The following is a 25,248-nucleotide window of genomic DNA, read 5'->3' on the forward strand; positions in this document are numbered from 1 at the left end:
CTTTCGAGAAGTAGAACGACGAACCTCTTCGTTTTCAAACTGTTTTAGCCACGTCGATCCACCGACCGCGGAAACGTGGTTGCAAGCCCACGCCGTCTGGTGGAATCATGCTTAAGTTAACACGACGGATCGGCGGGCAGTGTTCAGATAAGCTGGTTCCATGCGAAGGCGAACGATCTCAGCCACTCGTTTGCTGTTTCTGCGTCGGCGTTGCTAAAACAGTTTGAGAAACAGATAGTTCTGCGTTTTACCTCACGAAAGACACGTTCAACGCTGTTCCGATTTCCATGTCGTTCGTATCTAAAATCGAGGTCATGTCTTCGACAGGCTCGCTGGAGTGGAGCTGCGCCATCAACGAGAATGATCGCGTCATCTACGTCGTGTTTCTCGCGGAGATCTGCGAAAAACTGATCTGCGATCGCATTGTTTCTTGTCGGTTCAAGCTGCGTGTGGAGCAGATCGTTCGTTTCTGGATCGACAGCAGCGTACAGCCAATATTGTTCATCGTTAAGTCGAATCACCGTCTCATCGACCGCAACGTGATTCGGGCTTCGCCCAGACTCTGGCTGTAGATCGGCCTTATGAACCCAGTTATGAACGGTGGAGCGAACTCTTTCAACACCGAATACATCAAGAAACGAAACAGTATTGGAAAGCGATAATCCAGCCAAATGAAGCTGAATACTGAGCTTCATCAACAGCCTCGGTGTTGCTTCTCTCTCCACAAACTCTAAGTTGATCTCGTCTAAACAGCCGCTGAGGCGGTCGTTTTCTGGCATAGAACACTTTGAAAACGCACCGCCTCACTTTCAAACCTTATCTGAACACCGCCGATCGGCGCCCGTCGTCGACGCCGTGGTCGCGATTGGCGAGGCCGTCTACGACCGGCTCGACGACGACGGCGAGGCCGCCGTCTCCGGCGACGAGGCGCTCGCCCGCTCGGTTATCGAGACCGACCACGAGATCGACGAGACGTACCTGGCCCTGGACGACGAGTGTACCGAGCTCTTAGCGCTCCAGCAGCCGGTGGCCGGCGACCTCCGGCTCGTCGCCGCCTCGGTCAAGATCATCACCGACCTCGAAAGCGCGGCCGACCTCGCGACGAACGTCGCGGCGCGGACGCTGTACACGATCGAGAACGACGGCGAGCTGATCTACTGAACGAAGCGCTCGCGGCTCGCCCCGTCGCGGGCGGTTCCCGGCCTCGTGACCCGTGACGAGACCGAACGCCGCGCGGTGACGGTCTTCGACGAGCGGTTCCGTGAGGGCGACGGCGGACGACGGGCGAGTGGGAGGGGACTCTCCGGATCGAGGGGCGCCCACCGATCGAAAAATCGCCCGGTCGCCGGCCGGATTCGACGGCCGGCCGGGCGTTCGGGGCGGCGTCCGGCGTCTCGGAGAGCGCTACGCGTCCGTGATGCTGATCAGCCGGGTGAAGTGCGAGTCGATGTAGTCGGTGTCGTACTCCCAGTTCGTCGACGGTCCCCTTCCGCCGCCGGCGGGGTTGAACGCGCGGCTGACGCCGCGGAGTCGGATCCGGTACGCGCCCTGTTGGTAGCCGGCCGGCACTTCGAACACGACCGTCTGTCTGTGGCTCCGGTCGCCGACCGACTCGTGCCAGTACGAGTAGCGGTTCGACCGGCCGCTAGACGAGGGCTGAACCAGCGTCGGATTCCGTCCGCAGCCGTGCGCCGACGCCTCCACGCTCCGGAAGTGTTTCCCCCACGCCCTGAACGTCACCCTGATACCGATGTCCTCACCCGACGGGCGTTCGATCCGCGGGCACGACTCGGTGATTTCGTTGTCCCACTCCTCGGGCGGCTCCGACGTCGGTCCCCAGACGATACCGCCGATGTCGAGGTTCGGCGCCCGGTTGTCGACCGTGATCGTCGAGGACGGCGACGTCACCGACAGGGGATCCATGTCCGAGTCACCGAGTTGGAGTCGCACCTCGTAGCTCCCGTCCCGGTAGCCGCGGGTGTTCCAGTTCAACACCCAGTACGGGAACAGAAGCGGGTTGTCGTTGAGATTCTCGCCGTAGTAGGACTCTAAGTACGGCACGTCGAGGATCGGATACCAGCCGTCGGTCGCGCTGGGCTGGACGTGAACCGGGTCGCGGCCGATCGCCGGCACGTGCCACTCGTGGCCGGTGAAGGGCCGCTCGGGGCCGCCCTCGTAGGAGTACAGCACGCGGTAGTACGACGCCTCCTCGAAGCGGTGACAGCCGTGCAGCTGTAGCGTGCCGGCGAACGGCGCGGTGCCGTCGGGGCGGGTCGACGAGCCGGGCGGTTTGGGTCGGTTGATCCGCCGAGCGTACCCGGTGGCGTCGTCGTAGATCGGGCTTCGGGTCGGCAGCAGGCCGATAGACTCGATCGAGGGCGTCTCGCACTCGACGTTCTCGGGGGTGAGCCCGTCGCAGGTCGGAATCGAGTTCGCGGCGTCGTCCGCCACGAGGTCGACGTCCAGGGACTGCTCCTCGTTCCAACGGACGTCGAAGAACCCCTCCGAGTAGATCGTCTCCTGCGTCCCGTCCCCGTCGAAGTCCTGCGTGACGCGGAAGGTGATATCGGGGACGTCGACGAAGGTCCGCCACTCGGGCACGAACACGTCGCGGCACCGGAGGAAGGGGCCGACGAGCCGGTCGGGGTCAACCGCGGCGATAACCTCGGGGTCGACCGGGAGTTCGTCGCCGAGCAGTTCGAGCCGCTCCTCGGGGTCCGGACGCAGGAAGCCTTCCGGCAGCGGCGGCTCGGGCGGCTCGGGGAACGCCGGCCGGTCGAGGAGCGTCGTCGCCTCGGGCTCGAGGTCACCGAAGTCGCCGCGCTCGGTGCCCGCGCCCAGCCGCAGCGCGACGTCCTCGCCGACCAGCTCGGCGGTGCGCTCGAAGACGCCCGGGTCGAACAGCCGCCCGAACCCGGGGTCGGGACGCGGTTCCGGCCGCGGCTCCGGCGGGTTCACCGGGTCCGGGAACTCCTCGGGTCGTTCCAGCACGTCCCGGATCCGGGGCCGGACGATCTCGGGGAGGCAGACGCGCTCCCGGCGGAAGTCGAGAACGCGATCGATGTCCCACAGCGGGACGTAGACGCAGAACTCCCCGCACTCGTTGGTCGTCGTCGTCGCGACCGTCTCCCGCGTACAGTCGAACGGGAAGAACCAGCCGTAGCCGAGGTCAGACGGGAACCGAGAGAGGAACGAGCAGTCGGTGTCCTCGACGTGGACGGTCGCGTTCGGAACGGGGTGGTACTCGCCCGTCGCCGAGTCGTGGGTGACGACGCGCCCGCAGACCTGCCGGAAGCCGAGCAGCTCGGGGGCCATCGCGAACTCCAGCTGGTCGCGGACGTCGAGCGCCGTCGTCCCGACCAAGTCCGACGGGGCGTCGTCGGTCAGCGTTCGAATGTGCGCCAGTTGCCGCTCGGTCACTCGCCAGTCGTCCGGCGTGACGACGTTGGGCTGTTTCACCGGGACGACGTCGTCGGCGTCCCGATTGAGCATCGCTTTGATGTCGCGAGCGAGGATGTCGTCGAACATCGCGACGTCCCGGAGGTCGGCTTCCGTCGCCGCCTCCAGGTCGTCGAGCGTCTCGTAGCCAGCAACGCGGAGCGCCTTCGCTCGCTTGGGGCCTATTCCGGGGATCTGCTCCAGTTCGGATGGGTCGTTCGTGGACATTGCTGGCACCCTTGGTCCTGTATCCGACAGGACAATTTAGTAATATATTTTAATGATATATATTTTTAACCCAAAATTTGACTTACAACATACCGAGCGTTCGAAGTTGTGACGGCCGGACTGCCGGGACCGCACCGCAGCGATCGGCCGGCGCGGCGGGAACGGCCGATCGGCTCCGGGCGCGATACCGGACTCCGGAAGCACTAATCCCCTCCGCGCACACCGTCACACCGTGACGTTACTCGGGGAGCTCATCGGCGACCAGTCGCTGTTCGTCTGGGTCCCGATCGGTCTCGTCGGGTTCCTGCTGACCTGGAAGGGCGCGAACGTCGTCGAGTCGACGACCTCGAAGATCAGCGACCACTACGGCGTCTCGCAGGCGATCCAGGGCGGGCTGATCGTCGCGGCCGCGACCTCGTTCCCCGAGCTCGCGATCATCGTCATCTCGGTGCTGGTCCTCGGCGAGTTCGGCGTCGGCGCCGGGGCGCTCATCGGGACAGCGGTGTTCAACATCTTGGTCATCCCGGCCGCCGTCGCGGTCACGAGCGGCGACACGACGACGACGCAGGGGATCGTCTACCGCGACGCCATCTTCTACATGGTCGCCGTCCTCGCGCTCTTCGGCGTGATCGCCTTGGGCGTCCTCGGCACCGACGGACGGGAACTCGCCCGGATCACCCCGCAGATGGGCGTCGGACTGTTAGTGTTGTACGGCGTGTACGTGATCCTGCTCGTCGGGGGCAAGAGCGGCGCGTCGGACATGGAGCGGACCGAGTCGACGAACGTTCCGAAGCAGCTCGGCCTGTTCGCGGCCGGGCTTGCCGTCGTGCTCGTCGGCGTCGAGTCGATGATCGGGATGACGCTCGAAGTCTCCGACGCGCTCGACGCGCCCCCGTTCCTGATGTCCGTCACCGTGCTGTCGGTGATGAGTTCGTTCCCCGACCTCCTCGTCGGCGTGAAGATGGGGCAGGCCGGCGACAAGCGCGCCGCGGTCGCCAACGTCTTCGGGACGAACACGTTCAACCTCGTCGCCGCGCTGCCGATCGGCGTCGTCCTCGCCGGCGGCGTCTCGATCGGGTTCCTCACGTCCGTCCCGCTCATGCTGTTCCTGTTTTACACCACCCTCGTCGTCGTGGTGATGGCCGCGACGGACTTCGAGATCACCACCGAGGAGGGGTACGTGTTCCTCGCGATGTACCTGATCTTCCTCGCGTGGATGACGACCGAGGCGGTCGGCGTCACCACGCTCCTGACCGAGTCGACGCTCCGGACGATCGTCGGGTGACCGGTCGGTGACTCGACCGGGGCCACCTCGGCGCCGGAACCTTCCCAATCGTCCGTTAGAATCAAACCCGCACGCGACCCAGTGTGGGACATGAGCGCCGAACAGCAGGAACGCGCGGTGCGGTGTCTGGTCGCGAAGGTCGGGCTCGACGGTCACGACCGGGGCGCACACGTCATCGCGCGGGCGTTCCGCGACGCCGGCTTCGAGGTCGTCTACTCCGGGCTCCACCGGGCGCCGGAGGACATCGTCCAGGCGGCGGTCCAAGAGGACGTCGACGTCCTCGGGATCTCGATCCTCTCCGGCGCGCACAACACGCTGGTCCCGAAGGTGATCGAGGGGCTGAAGGAGTACGACGCGTTCGACGACACCCTCGTCCTCGTCGGCGGGATCATCCCGGACGAGGACGAGGACGACCTGAAGGAACTGGGCGTCGCCGAGGTGTTCGGACCCGGGACCCCGATGGAGGAGACGATCGAGTTCATCCGGAGCAACGTCCCGGAGCGCGCGTAGATGGCCGGGCCGGACGCACCGGCGTTCGCGGACGCGCCGTCGCTCACCGACGCGGACGCCGCGCTCGTCGAGGACCTCCTCTCGGGGAGCCACCGCGCGCTCGCCCGGGTCATCACCAAGATCGAGAACCGAACGCCCGGGTACCGGGCGATCGTCTCCGCGCTCCACGAGCACACCGGCGGGGCGGACGTGATCGGGGTCACCGGCTCGCCGGGCGCCGGGAAGTCGACCCTCGTCGACAAGCTGGCGGCCGCCTACCGCGACCGCGGCGACACGGTCGGCGTGATCGCGGTCGACCCCTCCTCGCCGTACACCGGCGGGGCCGTCCTCGGCGACCGGATCCGGATGGGGTCGAACGTCGGCGATATGGACGTGTTCTTCCGCTCGATGAGCGCCCGCGGCCAGCTCGGCGGCCTCTCGACCGCGACCGCGGACGCCGTGAAGGCGCTCGACGCCTTCGGGAAGGACGTGGTCGTCTTAGAGACCGTCGGCGCCGGGCAGAACGAGGTCGACGTGGTCCGGACCGGGGACACGGTCGCCGTCCTGGTCCAGCCCGGCTCCGGCGACGACGTCCAGACGCTGAAGGCCGGCATCTTAGAGATCGGCGACGTGTTCGTCGTGAACAAGGCCGACATGGACGGCGCCCAGCGGACCGTCGCCGAGCTGGAGGAGATGGTCCACCGCCGCGAGGGGACGACGACGGCCCGCGACGCCGGCCACCACGGCGCGGCCTCGATGGCCTCGACCGGCGGCGCCGCGGGACAGCGCGACGGCGCCCGGTCGGGCGGTTCCGGGAGCGACGAGCCCGACGCGGACGACTCGGGGGGCGACGAGTCGTGGACGCCGGACGTGTTAGAGACCGTCGCGAACACCGGCGAGGGGGTCGAGGCGCTGATCGAGGCGTTCGACGCGCACGCGGCGTACCTCCGCGAGTCCGGCGAGATCGAGACGACCGAGCGCCGGCGGTACGCCGCGGAGATCCGCACGCTCGTGCGGGCGGACGTGGGAGGGCTCGCGACCGCCGAGATCGAGCGGCACGGCGGGATCGACCGCCTCGCGGAGCGGGTCCGCGACCGCGAGACCGACCCGTACGCGGTCGCGGAGGCGATCGTCGGACCGATCGCCGACTGCGTCGAGGAGGCGGCCGACCGGGACCGCGACGACTGACTGCGACGCCCCGCCGTCGCGGCCGCGGTCCGCCGGGCCGCGTCCCACGAGTATAAGTCGCCAGCGAACCAACAGTATTCCATGAAGCTCAGGAACCTCCTCGGCAGCGCCGTCCTCGGCGTCGGCGCGCTCGCCGCGCTCAACACCGGCCTCCGCTACGAGGGCGAGCTAGAGTCCCCGCTCGACGGCGACGACGGCGTCTTCCGCTGGCGCGGGATGGACGTCGCGTACACCGAGGCGGGCGACCCGGACGACCCGGACCTCGTCCTGCTCCACGGGATCAACGCCGCCGGCTCATCCGGCGAGTGGCGCGCGGTGTTCGGCGACCTCGCCGCCGACTACCACGTTATCGCGCCCGACTTCCCCGGGTACGGCCGGTCCGACCGGCCGCCGCTCCGCTACTCCGCGGCGCTGTACGAGGACTTCGTCCACGACTTCCTCGCCGCGTTCGACGAGCCCGCGGTGGTCGCCTCCTCGCTGTCGGCCGCGTACGCGGTCGCGGCGACCGACGGCGACGGCGAGGACGGCGTCGAGCTGCGCGGCTTCGTCGCCGTCTGTCCGACGGCGACCGCGGGCCCGAGCCCGGCGAAGGGGTGGCTCCGCGAACTGCTCCGCGCCCCCCTCGTCGGACGGGCGCTGTTCAACGCCATCACGGCGAAGCCGTCGATCCGCTACTTCAACGCCGACCACGGCTACGACGACCCCGCGAACCCGAGCGCCGAGTGGACCGACTACGAGTGGCGGACCACCCACGTCGAGAACGCCCGGTTCGCGCCCGCGTCGTTCGTCTCGGGGACGCTCAACAGCGAGGTCGACCTCGCGGCCGCGCTCGCCGACCTCGACGTGCCGCCGACGATCGTCTGGGGGCGCGAGGCGACGGTCAGCCCGCTCACCGAGGGCCGTGAGCTCGCCGACGCGGCCGACGCCCGCCTCGTCGTCTTCGACCGCGCGCGGCTGCTCCCGCACGTCGAACACCCGGACCGGTTCGTCGAGACGGTCGAGGAAGCGCTCGTCGCCGGCGCGACGGCGTAGCCCGGCGACGGTCCCGGTCGGCTACTCGTCGCGGCGCACGTACAGCGTCTTCTCGCAGGCCGCGTGGACCTCTCCCCCCTCGTCGACGAGCGAGACGAGGTACTCGCGGTCGGTCGACTTGCCCGGCCCGAGCGCCTCGCGGATCGCCGCCGTCTCCCGGGTGGAGAGGTCGAACTCCGCGTACAGCGTGTCGCGGCCGGGCTCGATGAACTCCAGCGCGGCCGACTTGTCCCAGACCGTGAAGCGGTCGCCGAGGACTCGCCGCAGCATCATCATGTACACCGGGTCGATCGCGCCGTAGATGCTGCCGCCGAAGACCGTCCCGACCGCGTTCCGGGTGCGCCAGTTGAGCGGGACGCGGATCCGGACGTAGCGCCAGTCGGCAGCGATGTGGTCCACGCGGGCGCCCGTCCCCCGGTACGCGGGCATGAGGTTGAACCCGAGGCGCCAGAGCCGCGTCCGACGGCTCTCCGCCGGGGGGTCCTCGCGTAAGGGTCGCGGGTCGGGGTCGCGGTCGACGCCGGTCGGGGAATCGCTCACGGCGATCCGCGACGGGCCGGCGACAAACCGGTGTCGGAACGGGCGACAACGCGCCCGGGGTTGTCGACGTTTACCGCTCGTTTACGCGGGTCTCATCGCGCGTGCCCGCGAGCGCTCGCCCTCGGTCCGTCCCGGTTCCGCGGCCCTCCTCGCGTAGGCGGCCCGAAACGGGTATCCCCGCGCGAGCGCAACCGGACACCGATGGAGTGCGACAAGTGCGGAGCCGACGCGATCCACCACGCCGCCTACTCCGGGGCGCACCTCTGCGGCGAGCACCTCCGGCTGTCGGTCGAGAAGCGCGTGAAGCGTCGGGTCCGCGAGGACGGTCTCCTCGACCCGGACGCGACGCCCGACGACCCCGACCGCTGGGTGATCGGCCTCTCCGGCGGGAAAGACAGCGTCGCCCTGACCCAGATCCTCGACGACGTGTTCGGGAAGGACCCTCGCGTGGAGATGCTCGCCCTGACGATCCACGAGGGCATCGAGGGGTACCGCGACGCGAGCGTCGACGCCTGCGTCGAATTGGCCGACGACCTCTCGATGCGCCACGAGCTGGTGTCGTACGAGGAGGAGTTCGACGTGCGGATGGACGACGTGGTCGAGGACGACCCGGAGAACATGGCGGCCTGCGCGTACTGCGGCGTGTTCCGCCGCGACCTCCTCGAAACGTACGCCGCCGAGTTCGACGCCGACAAGCTGCTCACCGGTCACAACCTCGACGACGAGGCGCAGACGGCGATGATGAACTTCCTCGAGGGCGACGTGCGACAGGTCGCGAAGCACTTCGACGCCTCGCTCGGCCCCTTCGACGAGCGCGCCGAGACCGACGCCTTCGTCCCGCGCGCCAAGCCCCTCCGCGACGTACCTGAGAAGGAGATCGCCCTGTACTGCCACGTCCGCAACCTCCCGACCCACATGGCCGAGTGCCCCCACGCCGAGGAGGCGTACCGCGGCGAGATCCAGTCGACGATCCACGCGTTAGAGGAGAACCACCCCGGCGCGCGCCACTCGATAATGGCCGGCTACGAGGAGCTGTCCGCGCTCGCGGCCGACGCCTACCGCGACGGGGACGGCGACGGCGAGAACCCCGACCTCGGCGAGTGCGAGCGCTGCGGCTCGCAGACGAGCCGCGGCGTCTGTCGGAAGTGCCGGCTGCTGGAGTCGCTCGAAGCGGTCTGACCGGACGCCTCTTCGCCGAACCGAGTCAAAAAAAGCGGTTAGCCGTCTGTCCTCCGGGGTGCGGCTCAGCGGATGACGTCGAGGCCGTTGTTCTTCTCGATGGGGTCGCTGCCGCCGTCGGACTCCCACGCGCCGCGGTCGGTGCCGCCGGAGACCGCCGCTTCGCCCCTGTCGCCCGCGACGCTCGGGCTTCCGTTCGCCTCGGCGGCGCGCGAGCGCGAGTCGCCGAGTTCCTCGCCGTTGACGGCCGCGCGGGACTTGTCCGCCTGCTTCTGAGTGGAGGGACCGAGAACCTGCGCGCTCTGGACGCCCGTCATGATCGCCATGACGCGCACCTTGCCCTTGTACTCCTCCTGGATGCGGGCGCCCCAGATCACGTTGGCGCTCGCCTCCAGCCGCTCGGTGATGTTGTTCGCGATCCCCTCGGCCTCCTTCAGCGTGAGGTCGGGGCCGCCCGTGATGTGGACGAGCCCGCCCGAGGCGCCGCGGTAGTCGACGTCCAAGAGCGGGTGGTTCATCGCGTCGTTGACCACCTCTTGGGTCTTGTTCTTGTCCTGCGTCTCGCCGACGAGCATGACCGCCACGCCGCCCTGGTTCATGATCGTCGACATGTCCGCGTAGTCGAGGTTGATGAGGCTCGGCTGGGTGATCGTCTCCGAGATTCCCTTCACCGTCTCCGCGATGATCTGGTCCATCACGGAGAACGCCTTCCCGATCGGCAGGTTCGGAACGTAGTCGAGCAGGCGGTTGTTGTCGAGGACGATGATCGAGTCGGCCTCGTTGCGGAGGTCTTCGAGGCCCTCCTCGGCCTTCACCGTGCGGGCGCGCTCGACATTGAACGGCGTCGAGACCATCCCGACGACGATGGCGCCCTGCTCTTTGGCGATCTTCGAGACCACCGGCGCCGCGCCGGTGCCCGTGCCGCCGCCCATGCCGGCGGTGACGAAGACGAGGTCCGCGTCGCCGAGCACCTCTTTGATCGTGCCCTGGGCCATCTCGGTGGCGCGCTCGCCCATCTTGGGGTCGCCGCCGGCGCCGAGCCCCTGGGTGAGCGACTTGCCCACGAGGATCTTGGTGTCGGCCTCGATCATCTTGAGGTGCTGTTTGTCCGTGTTGATGGCGACGGTGTCGGCGCCGTCGACGCCGATGTTGTACAGTCGGTTGACCGTGTTGTTCCCGGCGCCGCCGGCACCGACGATGACGATTCGGGGGTCCCCGAACTCGTCGTCGTCCATGTCGACGTCCATGTCGCGCTTCTCCGCTTCCGCGTTGTCGAGGGCGTCCTGAACGAGATCTTGCATCAGTTTACACCTTCGCCCAGTTGCGGTTGCGGCCGCGCTCGTCGCGCTCGCCGTCCTGTTCGTTCAACATGTCGCGGACGGCCGACCGGATCGCCTCGCTCCGGTTCGGGAACTCGCCCGTCTCCACCATCTGTTCGACCTCGTCGATCTGCTGTTTCGGGATTCGTAGTGTCACACGCTCCATTGGTATTCCCCCGGTAAGACGGCGACCACGCGACGCGTGTGTCTTACAGCGCGAGACCGCCCGAAACCGGGGTATCACCCCGACCGGACGGACGCTGTAAGACGGCCGTCTTACGCAACTCGTATCTCCGAGGCTACCATTATAAAACTATCGGAGGTTGTAAGACAACCTGCCGGTGAACGTGCCTCAGCGTATGCGCGAGGTCTTACGCCGGCTACTGATCGTTCAACACGTCCGCCGCCGGCGTCCGACGCCCGCACCCGGGGCAGAACGCCCAGTCGGTCCGGAGTTCGTCGCCGCACTCGCAGAAGGCCCTGTGCGACTGCTTTTCGCCGCAGTTCGGGCAGTACACGTGTTCGGACGGGACGATCTCTCCGCAGCCGCCGCAGGCGTTCTCGCGCGTCTTCGCGCCCGGGTCCGTCTTACGCGCCGCCGGCTCCGCGTCGCCGGCCGTCTCACGGGTTACACGCACGTCGTCGTCCCGGTCGTCGGACTCGGTCCCCGGCGCGTCGAGGGTGACGTTTACGTTGATGTCGCCCGGCGTTCCGGCCGCGTACGCCGGTGCCGCGGCACCGCCGACCGGACCGAGCCGCTCGTCGAGCGCGGCGTCGAGCCGCTCCGCGATCAGGTCGTCGACGCGGTCCGCGAGGGCGTCGTCGACGCTCCCGGCCGATGCGTCCGACGCGTCGGGCTCGTCTCCCGTCCCGTCGAGGTGGGTCCGGAGCGCCTCCCGCATCACCTCGCTCTTGGAGGCGTCACACGCTTCCAGCCGGTCGACGAGGTCGTCGTCCGCCCGGAAGGTGATCTTGCTCATACCGAACGTGTATCCTCGGTCAGTACAAGTATCTTCCCCCGGCGTCTGACACGTTTAACGGCGTCGAAACGTTCGCCGCTCGCCGGCCGAATCGAGCGACCGCCCGCCGAATCGTGTGGTTTGGTCACACGTGTGTCTGACGCAGATTTATACGCGTCGCGCGAGCATGCGTGTGTATATGAGTAACCGCGTCGAGGACCTCGAACGGCAGGTCGCGGAGCTACAGGCGGCGGTCAACGGGCTCACCGAGGAGCTCGTCGAGATGAAAGAGCGCGTCCGACAGCTGGAAGACGAGCGGTCGGTCGCGGTCGAGGCCGACGCCGCGGGCGCGGCGGCCGGCTCCGAGGCGAGCGCGGCCGGCGACGCGACGGACGACGAGCCCGCTGCCGACGACGCCGGGCGGGCCGGGGCCGGCGGCGAGCGGACGACGCACTCCGACGACCACGTCGACGTCTTCGAGTCCGTCGAGGAGTCGTCCGACGGCGCGGACGAGGCGGCCCCCGCCGACGCGGCCGAGGGAGACGACGTCATCGTCCCCGAGCAGTCGGCGACGACCCCCGACGCCGAGGAGAGCGCCGAGGACGACGAGGGCGAGTCGAGCGAAGGCGACGACATCATCGTCGCGTAAGCGGTCGCCTCCGACCCCATGCACATCACTGAAGTCGTTCTGGACGGGTTCAAGAGCTTCGGGCGTACGACGCGGATCCCCTTCTACGAGGACTTCACCGTCGTCACCGGGCCGAACGGCTCCGGGAAGTCGAACATCATCGACGGCGTGCTGTTCGCGCTCGGCCTCGCCCGCACCCGCGGGATCCGCGCCAAGAAGCTCACCGACCTCATCTACAACCCCGGCCACGACGACGGCGAGGCCGCGGACGGCCCGAACGAGGCCTCCGTCACGGTCGTGCTCTCCAACGAGGACGGCACCCTCGACCGCTCGCAGGTCGTCTCCGCGGCCGGCACGGAGAACGTCGGCGACGTCTCCGAGATCACGATCAAGCGCCGCGTGAAGGAGACCGAGGACAACTACTACTCGTACTACTACCTCAACGGGCGGTCGGTGAACCTCTCGGACGTCCAGGACCTGCTCGCGAGTGCGGGCGTGACGCCGGAGGGGTACAACGTGGTGATGCAGGGCGACGTCACCGAGATCATCAACATGACTCCCTACCAGCGGCGGGGGATCGTCGACGAGATCGCGGGCGTCGCGGAGTTCGACGAGAAGAAGGAGGCCGCCTACGAGGAGCTGGACACGGTCGAGGACCGGATCGGCGAGGCCGACCTCCGCATCGGCGAGAAGGAGGACCGGCTCGACCAGCTCGCCGACGAGCGCGAGACCGCCCTCCAGTACCAGGAGCTCCGCGACGAGTTAGCGGAGTACCGCGGGTTCCGGAAGGCCTCGGAGCTCGAAGAGAAGCGCGAGGCGCTCGCGGACGTGGAGGGCGACATCGACGCGGCGGAGTCCGACCTCGCCGAGCTCCGCGAGGAGCTCGACGCCAGGCAGGGGAAGCTCACCCGCCTCGAAGAGGACCTCGCGGACCTCAACCACGAGATCGAGACGAAGGGCGAGGAGGAACAGATCGAGATCCGCTCGGAGATCGAAGAGATCAAAGGCGAGGTCTCGCGGCTGGAAGACCGGATCGAGTCGGCCGAGTCGCGCGCGGAGTCGGCGGAGAACGACCGCCGGCAGGCGTTCGTCCAGATCGACCGGAAAGAGGAGAAGATCGAGGAGCTCGACGCGGAGATCCGCGAGACGAAGGTGGAGAAGGCGTCGGTGAAGTCGGAGCTGGCGACGAAGCGGTCCGAGCTCGCGGACGTCGAGGCCGAGATCGAGGGCGCCGACACGGAGTTCGACGAGCTGAAGGCCGAGCTGGCGGAGAAGAAGGAGGCGGTCGAGTCGCTCCGCGAGGAGAAAAACGAGACGCAACGCGAGAAGGACCGGCTGCTCGACGAGGCGCGCCGCCGCTCGAACGCGGTGAGCGAGGCCCGCGAGGAGCTGGAGGACGCCCGCGAGTCGATCCCGGAGCACAAGGCGCGGATCTCCGAGCTGAAAGGCGAGCTCGACAAGGCCGAGAAGAACGAGGCGACCATCGAGGACGCGGTCGCGGACCTGTTCGCCGAGAAGGGCGAGACGGAGGAGCGACTGGGGGAGATCGAAGACACCCTCCGGGAGAAGCAGAACGAGTACGCCAAGCTGGAGGCGGCCGCCGACGAGCGCGGCGACGCCTCCTGGCCGCGGGCGGTCACCGAGGTGAAGAACGGCGGCATCGACGGCGTCCACGGCGCGGTCGGCGAGCTCGGCTCGGTCGCGGCCGAGTACGCCGAGGCCTGCGAGACCGCCGCCGGCGGGCGGCTGGCGAACGTCGTCGTCGACGACGACGGCGTCGGCTCGACCTGTATCGACTACCTGAAACGGCGCAACGCGGGCCGGGCGACGTTCCTCCCGATCACGAAGATGGACGACCGGAGCCTCCCGCGGAAGCCGTCGGTGCCGGGCGTCGTCGACTTCGCGCGGAACCTCGTCGACTACGACGCGGAGTACGAGTCGATCTTCTCGTACGTGCTCGGCTCGACGCTCGTCGTCGAGGACATGGCGACCGCCCGCGACCTGATGGGCGACTACCGGATGGTCACCCTCGACGGCGACCTCGTCGAGAAGTCGGGGGCGATGACGGGCGGCTCCGGCGGCGGCTCCCGCTACTCGTTCACGAAGTCCGGCGGCGGCAAACTTGAGCGGCTCGCGACGGAGATATCCGAGCTCGAAGACGAGCGGCAGTCGGTCCAGTCGGAGATCGACGCGCTCGACGACGACATCGCGGACGCGCGCGACCGGAAGGCCGACGCGGCCGAGCGCGTCCGGTCGCTGGAGGCCGACGTCGAGCGCGCCGAGGACGACCTCGCCGAGGCGGAAGCCCGGATCGAGGAGTTGGAGGACGAACTCGAGGAGTTGGAGGCGGAACGCGAGTCCGTCGACGAGCAGATGACGGCGTTAGACGAGGAGCTCGCGGAGACGGACGCGGCGATCGACGATCTCGAAGCCGAGATCGACGACATCGAGACCGAGCTCGCCGACTCGAAGATCCCGGAGCTCTCCGAGCGCGCCGACGAGATCCGCGCGGAGATCGACGAGCTCGAAGACCGGATGGACTCGCTCGACGGGCGGATCAACGAGCTGGAGCTGGAGAAGGGGTACGCCGAGGACGCCTTGGACGGCCTCCACGACGACGTCGAGGAGGCGCAGAACGCGAAGGCGGAGGCCGAGGAGGCGATCGCCGACCACGAGGCCGCCATCGAGGAGAAGGAGGCGGAGCTGGCCGAGAAGAAGGAGGCGATCGCCGACCTCGAAGCGGAGCTCACGGAGCTGAAAGAAGAGCGCGAGGAGCTCCGCGAGGAGATCCGCGAGGCGACCCGGAAGCGAGACGAACAGCGCTCGCTCGTCTCCGAGGCGGAGTCGGACCTGTCGGACCTCACGGACCGCCGCGACCGCTTGGAGTGGGAGATCGACGAGCTGGAGTCGCAGGTCGGCGACTACGACGCCGACGAGATCCCCGACCTCGACGAGGTGGAGTCGCGGATCGAGGCGATCGAGAGGGAGATGGAGGCGTTAGAGCCCGTGAACATGCTCGCGATAGACGAGTACGACGAGGTCCAGGCGGCGCTCGACGAACTTCAGGAGCGCCGGGACGTGCTCGTCGAGGAGCGCGACGCCATCGAGGAGCGAATCGAGGGGTACGAGGCGGCCAAGAAGGAGACGTTCATGCAGACGTTCGAGTCGATCAACGACCACTTCCGGGACATCTTCGCGCGGCTCTCGGCCGGGACGGGCGAGCTCGTCTTGGAGAACCCCGAAGACCCCTTCGAGGAGGGGTTGACGATGAAGGCCCAGCCTGCGGACAAGCCGGTCCAGCGGCTCGACGCGATGAGCGGCGGCGAGAAGTCGCTGACCGCGCTCTCCTTCATCTTCGCCGTCCAGCGGCACAACCCCGCGCCGTTCTACGCGCTCGACGAGATCGACGCCTTCCTCGACGCGGTCAACGCCGAGCGCGTCGGCGAGATGATCGAGGAGCTGGCCGAGGACGCCCAGTTCGTCGTCGTCGGCCACCGCTCGGCGCTGTTGGAGCGCTCCGACCGCGCCATCGGCGTCACGATGCAGGGCGACAACCTCTCGGCGGTGACCGGGATGCAGTTCGGCGACGACGCGGACGAGGAGGAGGTGAGCGCGGATGACTGACGACGGCGTCCCCGACCTCGACCTGACGAGCGAGCGCGACGGCGCCGACCCGTTCGCCGACGACGCCCCAAGCGGCGACGGGACCGCGTCGGACGCCGGTTCCGAGTTCTCCGACAGTTCCGACTCGGCGGACCGACCCGCGTCGACGGCGGCCGACCCCGGGTCGGACGTGACCGACATCTCGCCCCCGGACGAGACCGACGAGGACGAGGTCGAGCCCGTCGAGCTGCTCGTCCAACTGGCCGAGGAGGGCGAGATCGAGCCGTGGGACATCGACATCGTCCGGGTGACGGACGCCTTTCTCGAGAAGCTCGACGAGACGGACCTCCGGACGACGGGGCGGGCGCTGTTCTACGCCAGCGTCCTGCTGCGCATGAAAAGCGACGGCATGCTGGCGGACGACGACGAGGACGAGGAGCCCGAGCCGGAGCCGTGGGAGGCCGCGATGGAGGGCGGCGCGCCCGACCCGGCCGCGGACGGGTTCGACCCGGTCGACAAGCTGGAAGCGGAGATCGACCGCCGGCTCGACCGCAAGAACACCCGGGGCTCGCCGGAGACGCTCGACGAGCTGGTCCGCGAGCTCCGCGAGGCCGAGCGCGGCTCCTGGTGGAAGGACTCCCGCGAGTACGACACCTCGGAGTCGCCGCACGGCCACGCCCGCGGCACGCAGACGCTCGACTACCACGCGGACGACGAGTTCCGACAGGACGGGGAGCCGACTGCCGGAGAGGCGACCGACCGCACCCACGACGAGGACATCGAGGAGGTCATCGTGGAGATCGACAACGCCCTCCGCACCCGCTTCGACCGCGGGCGCACGGAGGTGCTGTTCGCGGAGATCGAGACCGCCGGCGGCCGCCCGTTCATGACGTACCTCGCGCTGCTGTTCATGGCCCACCGCGGCTCGGTCCGGCTCCAGCAGGACGACCTGTTCGGCGACCTGTGGGTGAAGGACCCGGCGGCGATGACCGGCGAATCGGAAGCGATCGCGGACTAAGTTACCGGCGGACCGCTCGGTCTCACCGGTTCCGAGTCGCGAGAGATAGCGTTCCGACACGCTCTTGTCGATCTCGCGACACACACCGGTAGTGATCTCGTTCGCGACCGCGAACCCCGCGCTCGCTGCCGTCGTCGCGGCGCTGTGGATCGCGCTCCTGCTGTACGGCGCCTCGGCGCTCTGGTGGCTCTTCGAAGCGACGGTGCTCGCTCGCGGCGGTCGCGTCGACCCCGACGAGGTCGAGTGGGGGTACGACGACATCCAGGTCCGGATCCTGACGATCGACGCCGAGGAGGTGGTACAGGCGACCGTCAACGCGGTCCCGCAGGCGCTTGACGACGTGCGCGTGATCGCCGAGAAGCCGATCGACGTCGAGGGCGCGGACGTCCACGTGGTCCCCGAGGAGTTCGAGTGCGACGCGACGAACAAGGGGCGCGCCGTCGAGTGGGCCCGCCGGGTGGTGCCGTGCGATCGCGAGTACGTCCTCTACCTGGACGAGGACACGATCATGGCCGGCTTCGAGGGGCTACCGGACGCCGACGTGGTCCAGTTCACCGAGAAGCCATTGTACACCGGCTCACGGGTCGCGTACCTGAGCGAAATCTTCCGCGTCGGCTACCAGTACGAGCAGTTCGCGTTTCACAGGCTCCGCTACCCGCTGTACGCGTGGGGCGGCGGGGTCGCGGTTCGGCACTCGCTAGAGCAGTCGATCACGTGGGACGTCGCGACCATCACCGAGGACACGAACTTCATCTGGCGGGCCGCGGACCAGCTCGGCGTCTCCTTCGCCGTGCTCGACGTGCGCTTTCGGAACCAGGCGCCGCCGTCGCTGCGCGCGATGGCCAAGCAGCGCCGCCGGTGGATCTCGGGGACGCGCGCCGACGGCGGCCTGCTCCCACTCAGGTACCGACCGGTGTATTACACGCGGGTCATCGCGTGGTCGCTCTCCCCGCTGGTGCCGCTCCTCGTCTTCGCGTCACTCGTCTTCCCCGGCACCGCGCCCGGCATGGAGTGGTACCGCACTGCGTCACTGGCGCTTTTCGGGATCCTGTTCGTCTACACGCTCGTCGGCGCGGCCGCGTACGACAAGCATCCCCTCACGTGGCCGATCTACCTCCTCTTGACGCCGCTCGCCTTCCTCACGCACTCGGCCGGCGCGCTGTGGGGACTCGTCTCGCCGGTGACGACGTTCGAGGTGACCGAGAAGGTGACGCCGGACGCGGTCGAGCGGGTTCACGAGTCGATGGAACCGGGGACGGTCACCGACCACGACGGCTCCGAACGACTGGTCCGAGAGTCCGACGAGGAGCTCACGTTCGACGTGTTCAACGACTGACACGTGGTTAGAGCGATTTTCGTCGATACGTAGTTGCCTCCGCAGAGAAAACGTCCAAAATCTCAGTTGCTCGTTTATAAATAGCCACTACTAGATCGACGGCCGACACCTCCAAAGTCCTAGCCGTGAGGCGGGCGTACGTTCGCTGCGCTCCTCACTCGGTCGCTGACTTCGTTCGCTCCCTCGCTACGGTGCTTGCGTCGCCTGCGCCCGCCTCACGGCTGGGGCTTTGAGTTCCACCCGGCCGCCCCGCACCGAAGCCTCGCGCATCCCCAGCCTCGTCAGTCGCCTCCGCTTCGCTCCGGCGACTGACTCCCTCGCACGCGCTCCTCACGCCCTTCGGGCGTTCGGAGGCGCGCGCCGCCGCACCGCAGATCCGTTTATAAGTACTCGCCCAGCAGCGGCTCCACGCGCTCCGTCGTCTCCTCCGGGATCGCCTCGGTCGGCGTGTTGACAGTGCCTTCGAGCGCGGTGTGCGCCTCGCACTCTAGGTCCTCGGGGAGCGTCCGCACCGCCTCCTCGACGGCGGCCTTGATCGCTTTCTGATTCTTCTCGGCGTTTTCGAGCACCTCTTCGAGCGTCACCTCGCTGTCCGCTTTCCAGACGTCGTAGTCGGTGACGCCGGCGATCGTCGCGTACGCGATCTCGGCCTCCCGGGCCAGCTTCGCCTCCGGGATCGCGGTCATGCCGACGAGGTCCCACCCCTGCGACTTGTAGAACTCCGACTCCGCGCGCGTCGAGTACTGCGGCCCCTCGATGCAGACGTAGGTGCCGCCCTTCACCACGCCGGTATCCTCGGGCGCGGCCGACTCCGCGGCCTCGGTGAGGTGGTCGACGAGCTCCGGACTGTACGGGTCCGCGAACGGCTGGTGGACGACGACGCCGTCGCCGTAGAAGGAGAGGTCGCGGTGTTTCGTCCGGTCGTAGATCTGGTCCGGGACGACGAGCGTCCCCGGCTCCAGCTCCTCTCTCAGGCTCCCGACCGCGTTGGACGCGAAGACGTGCGTGACGCCGGCCTGCTTCAGCGCGTACATGTTGGCGCGGTACGGGAGGTCGGTCGGCGAGACGCCGTGGTTCGAGCCGTGACGCGGGAGGAACGCGACCTCGCGGCCCGTGTCGCCGAACTCGCCGATCGTCACCGCGTCGCTCGGCTCGCCGTACGGCGTGTCGAACTCGACCTCGCGCACGTCGTCGAGCGGGAGCGCCTCGTAGATGCCGCTGCCGCCGATGAATCCGATGGTGCCCATACCCTGAGTGCGCCCGCTCGCTACTTATATGACGTGAACCCGTCCGACGCCGGCCCGTCGACGCGGCTCACAGCAGCCAGCGCACCGCCGCGAGCGCGACCGCGCTCACGGCGAGCAGGTGGACCAGCACCGCGCCCACGGGCGCGGCGCCCACCGCGCGCATGTCGCCGATCCGGATCGAGAGCCCGAGGCCGACGAACGCCAGCGCGAACAGCGCGTCCGAGACGCGCCCGATCGACGCCAGCGCGGCCGGCGAGAGCAGCCCGCTGTTTGCGACCGCCGCGACGATCAGGAAGCCGAGCAGGAACTTCGGGAACTCCGCCCACAGCCGCCGCACGCCCGGATCGGCCGCGGAGCGCGCCGTGTACGCGACCGAGTACGCGACCGCGACCCCGCCCAGCAGCGAGTTCCGCGCCAGCTTCGTCACCGTCGCCCATTGGCCCGCCTCGGGGGAGTAGGCGAACCCCGCGGCCGCGACGGGGCCGGTCGAGAACATGCTCACGCCCGCCCAGACGCCGAACTGTCGGCCCGTGAGGCCGAGCCACTCGCCCGCCAGCGGGAACGCGACGAGGGTCGCGGCGTCGAACAGCAGGATCGTCGCGGCCGCGAAGGTGATCGCGGCGCCGCGCGCGTCCAGCACCCTCCCGATCGCGACGACCGCGGAGACGCCGCAGACGCTCGCTCCCGCGGCCAGGAGCGACGAGGTGGGCGACCCGATCCGGAAGAGGCCGCGCGCGACGGCCTCGGCGAACAGGAGCCCGCCGGCGACGACCGCCACCACGAGGCCGAGGACCCGCGGGCCGGCGGCCAGGAACTCCTCGACCGCGACCGCGGCGCCGAGCAGCACGATCCCGGTCTCCAGGAACAGCTTGTCGACGCCGACCCCCGGCTCCGCGACCGCGGGGATCCCGACGGTGTTCCCGACCCCGACGCCGAGCGCGACGGCGACGACGAGCGGCTGGAGGCCGGGCACCGCGTCCGCGACGAGCGTCGCCGCGACCGCGCCCCCCGCGAGCAGCGCGAGGCCGGGCAGGTACGCCCGGACCGCCTCGACGACCCCCGTCACAGCGCCTGGCCGACGAGGTGCGCGGCGACGATCCCGAGCCCCAGCGCGAGCGCCTGCCAGCCGCGGTCGAGCGCGGTCCAGCGGTCGACGAGCGAGGGGCCGGCCGCGCCGGCGTCGCCCGCTCCCGCGTCCGTCCCGTCGGCGGCGTCCGATACCATACCCGTGGCTCGGCGCGCTCGCATTTATGCCGTGTGACTCGGGGCGTTCTCCGAGGGTGGGACCCGGACGGCCGTCGCTCGACCGGCGACCGAAAGAGGCACGGCGCGGGAGGGTGTGGTGACCACAATCGATGCCCACCACGCAGATCAAAGACTCCGTCCACGGCTACATCGAGCTGCCGGACGCGCTCGTCGAGGGCGTCGTCGACACGCGACCGTTCCAGCGGCTGCGGTACGTCCGCCAGCTCTCTGCGACCCACTTGGTGTACCCGGGCGCGAACCACACCCGGTTCGAGCACTCGCTCGGCGTCTACCACCTCGGACGGACCGTCTTCGAGAACCTCCGCCGCCAGTCATACTTCACCCGCGACGCGGCCGTCGAGGAGCTAGAGGAGATACAGCGGACACTGTCGTGCGCCTGCCTGCTCCACGACGTGGGGCACCCGCCGTTCTCGCACCTCTCCGAGGGGTTCCTCGACGAGGGCGTCCTCCGGGAGCGCGTCGCGGAGACCGGCCTCGTCGACGCCTTCGACCGGGCCGGCGTCGGCGGCGCGCCGCTCCGCTCGGCGAACCCCCACGAGCTGCTCGGCTGCGTGGTTATCGTCGAGGAGTACGGCGACGCCCTCCGCGCGTTCGACGTGGACCCATTCGAGGTGTGCGCGTACGTCCTCGGGTACAGCCTCGCGTACGAGCGGGGCGAGCCGTGGCAGTACGGGGTCGGCGCGCAGCTGCTCCACTCCCCCGTCGACGTGGACCGGCTGGACTACATCACTCGCGACAACGAGATGACCGGCGCGGGCGTGTTGAGCTTCGACGTCGAGCGCATGGTCGACGCCTACACCGCCCACCCGGAAGCGGGCCTCGCCCTCTCGGAGAAGGCGCTGTCGACCATCGGCAACTACCTCGAAGGCCGGATCGCGCTGTACATGTGGGTCACCCAGCACCACAAGTCGGTGTACGCGAACCGGCTGCTCCAGGCGATGCTCGGCGAGTACGAGCGCGTCACCGGCGAGAGCCCCGTGACGGTGGACGGCATCATCGACCGCGAACTCGACGACAACGCGGTGCTCGAACGGCTCCGGGTCGCGGCCCGCGAGCACCCCGACTCGACGCTCGCGTCGATGTACGACCGCTTCCGCGGGCGGCGCTTCCCCGCCACCTACTGGAAACACCGGATCGCGCTCGCCGACCGGATCGGCGGCGACATCGGCGACGACCTCCCGGTGGACGGCGACCCGCTCGACGAGTTCACCGCGTGGCTCACGGCCGGCGACGACCGCTTGGAGCGGCTCCTCGCCGACGCCCTCGACGTGCCGGTCCACGAGGTGTGGATCGACCGCTCGTACGTCCCCGCATACGACCCCGACGAGCTGGAGGACATCCCCATCGCGTACGGCGGCACGACGCGGTCGGTCGCCGACTGGGGGCTCTACGGCGACCGAGCGTTCGACGTGCCGATCCCCTTCGTCTTCGTCCCCGACGGGACGAAGCGGCGGGCGATCCGCGTGCTCCGAGAGGCGTTCGAGCGGGAGGTCGCGGCGGACGAGGCGGCGTGAGTCGGCGTTCGATCGTTCGGAGAAAGGTTCGGATCGGGGGCCGGTCGGATCAGTCGTCGGCTTCGGCGGGAACGGGGCCCTCGGCGTCGTCGGCCTCGGCGTCGGACTCCCCGTCGGCCCGCGGGAAGTTCTCGATGGTCGCGTCGCGGAAGGCGGCCTCGTCGAACTCGTAGTCGCCCTCGAAGAAGCCGAGGACGGTCTCGACGTCGGTCATCGCGTTCTTCAGCGCGGTCGACGCGCCCGGGGAGGGCGTGATGTTGAACAGGATGCCGTCCTCGACGATCTTCGCTTCGCCCATGTCCAGTTCCCTGCTCTCGGTGTCGACGATCTGGGGGCGCACGCCGCCGTACCCCTTCGCGCGGTCGATGTCGTCGACGTCGACGCTCGGCACGACCTTCCGGACGTTCGGCAGGAACGCGCGCTTCCCGACGCCGGGGAGGTCGTACACGAGGTTGCGGACGACGTACGGGAAGAGGATCCTGTCCGAGAGGATGTTGACGTAGCTCAGCACGGAGTCGGGGTTGAACCCGAACACGTCGACGAAGTCGCTCACCGTCGAGAGGTGGCCGCGCTCCAAGGCGGGCACGAGCTTCGCCGTCGGGCCGAACCGGGTGACGCTCCCGTCGTGGACGTCGGCGTCGCCGTGGACCGCCGCGAACGGGAGCTTCTTCATTTGGAGCGTGTACACCTTCCCGTTCAGCAGGTCGTCGGCGAGGAAGAAGCTCCCCGCGACGGGCAAAAGCGACATCCCCTCGCCGTACCCCATCTCCTTGGCGAACTGGAGGCTGTGCGAGCCGGCGGCGACGACGACCGCCTCGGCGTCGAACGCGCCGTCGTCGGTGTCGACGCGGAAGCCGTCGCCCCGCTCGTCGACGCCGGTCACGGTCGTCCCGAGGTGGACGGAGACGGCGTCCTCCTCGCGGGCGGCCTCGACGAACGACTCGGCGACCGCGCCGTAGTCGACGACGTAGCCGTCGGGCGTCTGGAGCGCCTTCAGCTCGATGCCGGGGTCGCGCCCCTCGACGACCTTCGGCTCCAGCTCGGCGATCTCCTCGCGGCCGATCTCGCGGAGCTTCGGGAACAGGTCGCCGAACCCCTCCTCGCGGTAGCGCTCCTCCAGCTTGGCGACCTCCTCGTCGCCCACGCCGAGGACCATCTTGCTCCGCTTGCTGTGCATCTCGCGGTCGGGGTCCGCCCCTTCGAGGTACCCCGCGAGCAGCTCGGCGCCCTCCTTGACCTCCTCGGCCTTCTCCAGGGTGTAGTTCGTCTCGATGTCCCCGAAGTGGAGGGTCTGGGAGTTGTTCGTCCGGTGTGAGTTGATCGCCGCGATCTCCCGTTCCTTCTCGATCAGCGTGACGTCCTCGACGTCGGTGAACTTCGCCACCGTGTACAGAAGCGACGCCCCGCTTATCCCGCCGCCGACGATTACGAGATCGGTGTCAGACATGCGTGGTGAAAGCTCACCTTGCGAGACGCCCTCCCCCGTTAACCCTTTTACCATCCTCGCGCGAAATCGCGGGGTAGAGCCCCTACGAACGTCTATCTCGAAAACGACGATCGTCGAACAGCTGTCGGCGCCGCGGTTCGGGCCCCTCCCGAGTTACCCGTCGCGCGCGGCGCGGTACCGCTCGCGGACCGCCGCGAACAGTTCCCTCCCGGCCTCGGTCCGGAGCCGCGGCTCGGCCGTCGCGAAGAACTCGTCGAGACCGTCGTACTCGCGGAACGCGTCGGGCTCGCCCCGCTCCGGGTCGTACCGGTCGTCCCGCTCGTACAGCAGGGCCTGGAGACAGACATCGAGCAGGTCGCACTCCTTGACGAGGACCGCTTCCGGCGACTCGCGGGCCTCGTACGCCTCCCAGGCGTCGGCAACGCGTTCGGGGAGCGGGCCGGCGAGGTCCGACATCGCCTCGCGCTCCGCCGCCGCCTTCGCCCCGCGGTCGACCGCGTCCGCGGTCGAGTCGGCCCGGGTCGCCACGTCGCCCGTCTCCGCCTCCGCGACGTCGTGGACGACGGCGAGCCGGAGCGCGCGGTCGAGGTCGACGCCCGGGAGGTCCTCGCGAAACCGATCGCCGAGGGTCACGACGAGGTAGGCGACCCCCCACGAGTGGGCGGCGACCGACTCGGGCGCGTCGACCCCGCGGAGCTGCCAGCCCGTGCGCCGCTCGTCTTTCAGGTCGTAGGCGGCGAGGACGGCGTCGAACGCCCGTTCAGCGTCCGCGTCGCGCTGTTCGTCGGCCATCGCTCCGGGCCGCTACTCGGCGAGCGCCCAGCTGTCGTCGCCGACGGGCTCGGCCACGTCCCGGCGGACCATCTCGTCGATGACCTCGTCGAGGCGGTCGGGCTGGGCGACCTCCATCTCGATCCGGCCGATGCCGTGGTACTCCTCCAAGTAGTGACGCAGGTCCTCCCGCGAGAACGCCGACTCGTCGGCGCGCTCCATCGCGCCCTCGGTGAGGTCGATCATGTCTTCGAGGAAGTTCCACGGGTAGACGACCCACGTCCACTGTTCGAGCCGCTCGCCCACGAAGTCGGGCTGGAACTCGGAGGTGCCCAGGAGCTGGAGCGTCGCGGTGCGGATCTCGGCCGCGTTCCGGTCGTCGACGTACTCCTCGGCGCGGCGGATCGAGCCGCCCGTGTCGGCGATGTCGTCGATGATGAGGACGTTCTTCCCCTCGACGCTCCCTTCCGGCATCGGGTAACGGATCTGGGGCTCGCCGCTCTTCTCGGCGGTGCCCACGTAGTGTTCCATCTTGAGGCTCGTGAGGTCGTTGAGCCCGAGGAAGTCGCAGACGCAGCGGCCCGCGAACCAGCCGCCGCGGGCCAGCGCGACCACCATGTCCGGCTCGAAGTCGGCCCGCTTCACCGCGTCGGAGACGTTGCGGCAGAGCCCGTAGATGTACTCCCAGTTGGTGAGCGTGCAGTCGAAGTCGTCCGGGAGGTCGCTCATACGACCGTACCTGCCACCCGCGCGCTGATAAG

General features: G+C 68.9%; 22 protein-coding genes and 2 pseudogenes. 12 read left to right on the top strand and 12 right to left on the bottom strand.

Annotated elements, in window-relative coordinates; genetic code table 11:
• A pseudogene (locus EXE50_RS07025) lies at positions 1-115 on the top strand (IS6 family transposase); the annotation flags it as partial.
• 28 nt (positions 116-143) lie between these two features.
• On the opposite strand, the gene EXE50_RS07030 reads toward EXE50_RS07025, so the two are convergent.
• A complete protein-coding gene (locus EXE50_RS07030) occupies positions 144-779 on the bottom strand; it encodes an IS6 family transposase (protein ID WP_137704709.1) in 636 nt (211 codons plus the stop codon).
• Between the two features lie 76 nt (positions 780-855).
• Between EXE50_RS07030 and EXE50_RS07035 the strand changes: the two are divergent.
• Positions 856-1,116, top strand: a pseudogene (locus tag EXE50_RS07035) (phosphate signaling complex PhoU family protein); the annotation flags it as partial.
• Between the two features lie 288 nt (positions 1,117-1,404).
• Here EXE50_RS07035 and EXE50_RS07040 read toward each other — a convergent pair.
• Positions 1,405-3,666 carry a helix-hairpin-helix domain-containing protein gene (locus EXE50_RS07040; protein WP_137704710.1) on the bottom strand — a complete coding sequence of 754 codons (2,262 nt, stop codon included), beginning with the start codon at positions 3,664-3,666 and terminating at the stop codon, positions 1,405-1,407.
• A 232-nt stretch (positions 3,667-3,898) separates the two neighbouring features.
• On the opposite strand from EXE50_RS07040, the gene EXE50_RS07045 reads away from it, so the two are divergent.
• The 4 genes from EXE50_RS07045 (at position 3,899) to EXE50_RS07060 (ending at position 7,660) form a co-directional block, all read left to right on the top strand.
• The gene (locus EXE50_RS07045) at positions 3,899-4,951 is read left to right on the top strand and encodes a sodium:calcium antiporter (protein ID WP_053771808.1); all 1,053 of its coding nucleotides are present in this window, start codon (positions 3,899-3,901) and stop codon (positions 4,949-4,951) included.
• A gap of 90 nt (positions 4,952-5,041) precedes the next feature.
• Positions 5,042-5,461 (top strand): cobalamin B12-binding domain-containing protein, encoded by a 420-nt coding sequence (locus EXE50_RS07050; protein ID WP_053771807.1) that lies wholly within the window; start codon positions 5,042-5,044, stop codon positions 5,459-5,461.
• On the top strand, positions 5,462-6,628 hold the full coding sequence (gene meaB / locus EXE50_RS07055; RefSeq protein WP_137704711.1) for a methylmalonyl Co-A mutase-associated GTPase MeaB: 1,167 nt from the start codon (positions 5,462-5,464) through the stop codon (positions 6,626-6,628). It begins immediately after the preceding gene.
• Positions 6,629-6,709: 81 nt separating this feature from the next.
• Entirely contained in the window at positions 6,710-7,660 is a 951-nt protein-coding gene (locus EXE50_RS07060; protein ID WP_053771805.1) for an alpha/beta fold hydrolase, read from the top strand.
• Positions 7,661-7,681: 21 nt separating this feature from the next.
• On the opposite strand, the gene EXE50_RS07065 is transcribed toward EXE50_RS07060, so the two are convergent.
• Positions 7,682-8,200 carry a DUF4442 domain-containing protein gene (locus tag EXE50_RS07065; protein ID WP_137704712.1) on the bottom strand — a complete coding sequence of 173 codons (519 nt, stop codon included), beginning with the start codon at positions 8,198-8,200 and terminating at the stop codon, positions 7,682-7,684.
• Positions 8,201-8,401: 201 nt separating this feature from the next.
• Between EXE50_RS07065 and EXE50_RS07070 the strand changes: the two genes are divergently transcribed.
• The gene (locus EXE50_RS07070) at positions 8,402-9,379 is read left to right on the top strand and encodes a TIGR00269 family protein (protein WP_137704713.1); all 978 of its coding nucleotides are present in this window, start codon (positions 8,402-8,404) and stop codon (positions 9,377-9,379) included.
• A gap of 65 nt (positions 9,380-9,444) precedes the next feature.
• Here the strand turns inward: EXE50_RS07070 and ftsZ are convergent, their stop codons facing one another.
• The 3 genes from ftsZ to EXE50_RS07085 all read right to left on the bottom strand — a co-directional run bounded on the left by ftsZ (position 9,445) and on the right by EXE50_RS07085 (position 11,678).
• Positions 9,445-10,680 carry a cell division protein FtsZ gene (gene ftsZ, locus EXE50_RS07075; protein ID WP_137704714.1) on the bottom strand — a complete coding sequence of 412 codons (1,236 nt, stop codon included), beginning with the start codon at positions 10,678-10,680 and terminating at the stop codon, positions 9,445-9,447.
• A gap of 4 nt (positions 10,681-10,684) precedes the next feature.
• Entirely contained in the window at positions 10,685-10,864 is a 180-nt protein-coding gene (locus EXE50_RS07080; protein WP_004595187.1) for a ribbon-helix-helix domain-containing protein, read from the bottom strand.
• 214 nt (positions 10,865-11,078) lie between these two features.
• Positions 11,079-11,678 carry a zinc ribbon domain-containing protein gene (locus EXE50_RS07085; protein WP_053771801.1) on the bottom strand — a complete coding sequence of 200 codons (600 nt, stop codon included), beginning with the start codon at positions 11,676-11,678 and terminating at the stop codon, positions 11,079-11,081.
• A 178-nt stretch (positions 11,679-11,856) separates the two neighbouring features.
• Between EXE50_RS07085 and EXE50_RS07090 the strand changes: the two genes are divergently transcribed.
• The 4 genes from EXE50_RS07090 (at position 11,857) to EXE50_RS07105 (ending at position 18,242) form a co-directional block, all read left to right on the top strand.
• A complete protein-coding gene (locus EXE50_RS07090) occupies positions 11,857-12,306 on the top strand; it encodes a hypothetical protein (RefSeq protein WP_053771800.1) in 450 nt (149 codons plus the stop codon).
• A gap of 18 nt (positions 12,307-12,324) precedes the next feature.
• Positions 12,325-15,909: a chromosome segregation protein SMC gene (gene smc / locus EXE50_RS07095; RefSeq protein ID WP_137704715.1), complete on the top strand. Its 3,585-nt coding sequence runs from the start codon at positions 12,325-12,327 to the stop codon at positions 15,907-15,909.
• The gene (locus EXE50_RS07100) at positions 15,902-16,906 is read left to right on the top strand and encodes a ScpA family protein (protein WP_137704716.1); all 1,005 of its coding nucleotides are present in this window, start codon (positions 15,902-15,904) and stop codon (positions 16,904-16,906) included. The genes smc and EXE50_RS07100 overlap by 8 nt, the downstream gene beginning before the upstream one ends.
• Before the next feature lie 91 nt (positions 16,907-16,997).
• Positions 16,998-18,242 (top strand): glycosyltransferase family 2 protein, encoded by a 1,245-nt coding sequence (locus EXE50_RS07105; protein ID WP_053771797.1) that lies wholly within the window; start codon positions 16,998-17,000, stop codon positions 18,240-18,242.
• 380 nt (positions 18,243-18,622) lie between these two features.
• Here the strand turns inward: EXE50_RS07105 and mtnP are convergent, their stop codons facing one another.
• The 3 genes from mtnP to EXE50_RS17385 all read right to left on the bottom strand — a co-directional run bounded on the left by mtnP (position 18,623) and on the right by EXE50_RS17385 (position 20,713).
• Positions 18,623-19,489, bottom strand: coding sequence for an S-methyl-5'-thioadenosine phosphorylase (mtnP, locus tag EXE50_RS07110; protein WP_137704717.1), 867 nt, complete (start codon positions 19,487-19,489; stop codon positions 18,623-18,625).
• Between the two features lie 67 nt (positions 19,490-19,556).
• A complete protein-coding gene (locus tag EXE50_RS07115; RefSeq protein ID WP_053771795.1) occupies positions 19,557-20,555 on the bottom strand; it encodes a YeiH family protein in 999 nt (332 codons plus the stop codon).
• On the bottom strand, positions 20,552-20,713 hold the full coding sequence (locus EXE50_RS17385; protein ID WP_199241335.1) for a hypothetical protein: 162 nt from the start codon (positions 20,711-20,713) through the stop codon (positions 20,552-20,554). Before EXE50_RS17385 ends, EXE50_RS07115 begins: the two co-directional genes overlap by 4 nt.
• Before the next feature lie 131 nt (positions 20,714-20,844).
• On the opposite strand from EXE50_RS17385, the gene EXE50_RS07120 reads away from it, so the two are divergent.
• Positions 20,845-22,269, top strand: coding sequence for an HD domain-containing protein (locus EXE50_RS07120; RefSeq protein ID WP_137704718.1), 1,425 nt, complete (start codon positions 20,845-20,847; stop codon positions 22,267-22,269).
• 49 nt (positions 22,270-22,318) lie between these two features.
• On the opposite strand, the gene EXE50_RS07125 is transcribed toward EXE50_RS07120, so the two are convergent.
• The 3 genes from EXE50_RS07125 to EXE50_RS07135 all read right to left on the bottom strand — a co-directional run bounded on the left by EXE50_RS07125 (position 22,319) and on the right by EXE50_RS07135 (position 25,216).
• On the bottom strand, positions 22,319-23,716 hold the full coding sequence (locus EXE50_RS07125) for an FAD-dependent oxidoreductase (RefSeq protein ID WP_053771793.1): 1,398 nt from the start codon (positions 23,714-23,716) through the stop codon (positions 22,319-22,321).
• Between the two features lie 153 nt (positions 23,717-23,869).
• Positions 23,870-24,508: an HD domain-containing protein gene (locus EXE50_RS07130; RefSeq protein ID WP_053771792.1), complete on the bottom strand. Its 639-nt coding sequence runs from the start codon at positions 24,506-24,508 to the stop codon at positions 23,870-23,872.
• Positions 24,509-24,520: 12 nt separating this feature from the next.
• Complete coding sequence (locus tag EXE50_RS07135; RefSeq protein WP_053771791.1) at positions 24,521-25,216, bottom strand: phosphoribosyltransferase; 696 nt, start codon at positions 25,214-25,216, stop codon at positions 24,521-24,523.
• Between the last annotated feature and the right edge of the window lie 32 nt (positions 25,217-25,248).

The organism is Halorubrum sp. ARQ200 (assembly GCF_005435115.1).
Classification (GTDB): Archaea; Halobacteriota; Halobacteria; order Halobacteriales; family Haloferacaceae; genus Halorubrum; species Halorubrum tropicale.

Excerpts from the sequence above, each read along its gene's own strand:
- EXE50_RS07030 (WP_137704709.1), bottom strand. The coding sequence starts at position 779 with ATGCCAGAAAACGACCGCCTCAGCGGCTGTTTAGACGAGATCAACTTA.
- EXE50_RS07040 (WP_137704710.1), bottom strand. The coding sequence starts at position 3,666 with ATGTCCACGAACGACCCATCCGAACTGGAGCAGATCCCCGGAATAGGC.
- EXE50_RS07050 (WP_053771807.1), top strand. The coding sequence starts at position 5,042 with ATGAGCGCCGAACAGCAGGAACGCGCGGTGCGGTGTCTGGTCGCGAAG.
- meaB (WP_137704711.1), top strand. The coding sequence starts at position 5,462 with ATGGCCGGGCCGGACGCACCGGCGTTCGCGGACGCGCCGTCGCTCACC.
- EXE50_RS07060 (WP_053771805.1), top strand. The coding sequence starts at position 6,710 with ATGAAGCTCAGGAACCTCCTCGGCAGCGCCGTCCTCGGCGTCGGCGCG.
- EXE50_RS07070 (WP_137704713.1), top strand. The coding sequence starts at position 8,402 with ATGGAGTGCGACAAGTGCGGAGCCGACGCGATCCACCACGCCGCCTAC.
- ftsZ (WP_137704714.1), bottom strand. The coding sequence starts at position 10,680 with ATGCAAGATCTCGTTCAGGACGCCCTCGACAACGCGGAAGCGGAGAAG.
- EXE50_RS07080 (WP_004595187.1), bottom strand. The coding sequence starts at position 10,864 with ATGGAGCGTGTGACACTACGAATCCCGAAACAGCAGATCGACGAGGTC.
- EXE50_RS07085 (WP_053771801.1), bottom strand. The coding sequence starts at position 11,678 with ATGAGCAAGATCACCTTCCGGGCGGACGACGACCTCGTCGACCGGCTG.
- EXE50_RS07090 (WP_053771800.1), top strand. The coding sequence starts at position 11,857 with ATGAGTAACCGCGTCGAGGACCTCGAACGGCAGGTCGCGGAGCTACAG.
- smc (WP_137704715.1), top strand. The coding sequence starts at position 12,325 with ATGCACATCACTGAAGTCGTTCTGGACGGGTTCAAGAGCTTCGGGCGT.
- EXE50_RS07100 (WP_137704716.1), top strand. The coding sequence starts at position 15,902 with ATGACTGACGACGGCGTCCCCGACCTCGACCTGACGAGCGAGCGCGAC.
- mtnP (WP_137704717.1), bottom strand. The coding sequence starts at position 19,489 with ATGGGCACCATCGGATTCATCGGCGGCAGCGGCATCTACGAGGCGCTC.
- EXE50_RS17385 (WP_199241335.1), bottom strand. The coding sequence starts at position 20,713 with ATGGTATCGGACGCCGCCGACGGGACGGACGCGGGAGCGGGCGACGCC.
- EXE50_RS07120 (WP_137704718.1), top strand. The coding sequence starts at position 20,845 with ATGCCCACCACGCAGATCAAAGACTCCGTCCACGGCTACATCGAGCTG.
- EXE50_RS07125 (WP_053771793.1), bottom strand. The coding sequence starts at position 23,716 with ATGTCTGACACCGATCTCGTAATCGTCGGCGGCGGGATAAGCGGGGCG.
- EXE50_RS07130 (WP_053771792.1), bottom strand. The coding sequence starts at position 24,508 with ATGGCCGACGAACAGCGCGACGCGGACGCTGAACGGGCGTTCGACGCC.
- EXE50_RS07135 (WP_053771791.1), bottom strand. The coding sequence starts at position 25,216 with ATGAGCGACCTCCCGGACGACTTCGACTGCACGCTCACCAACTGGGAG.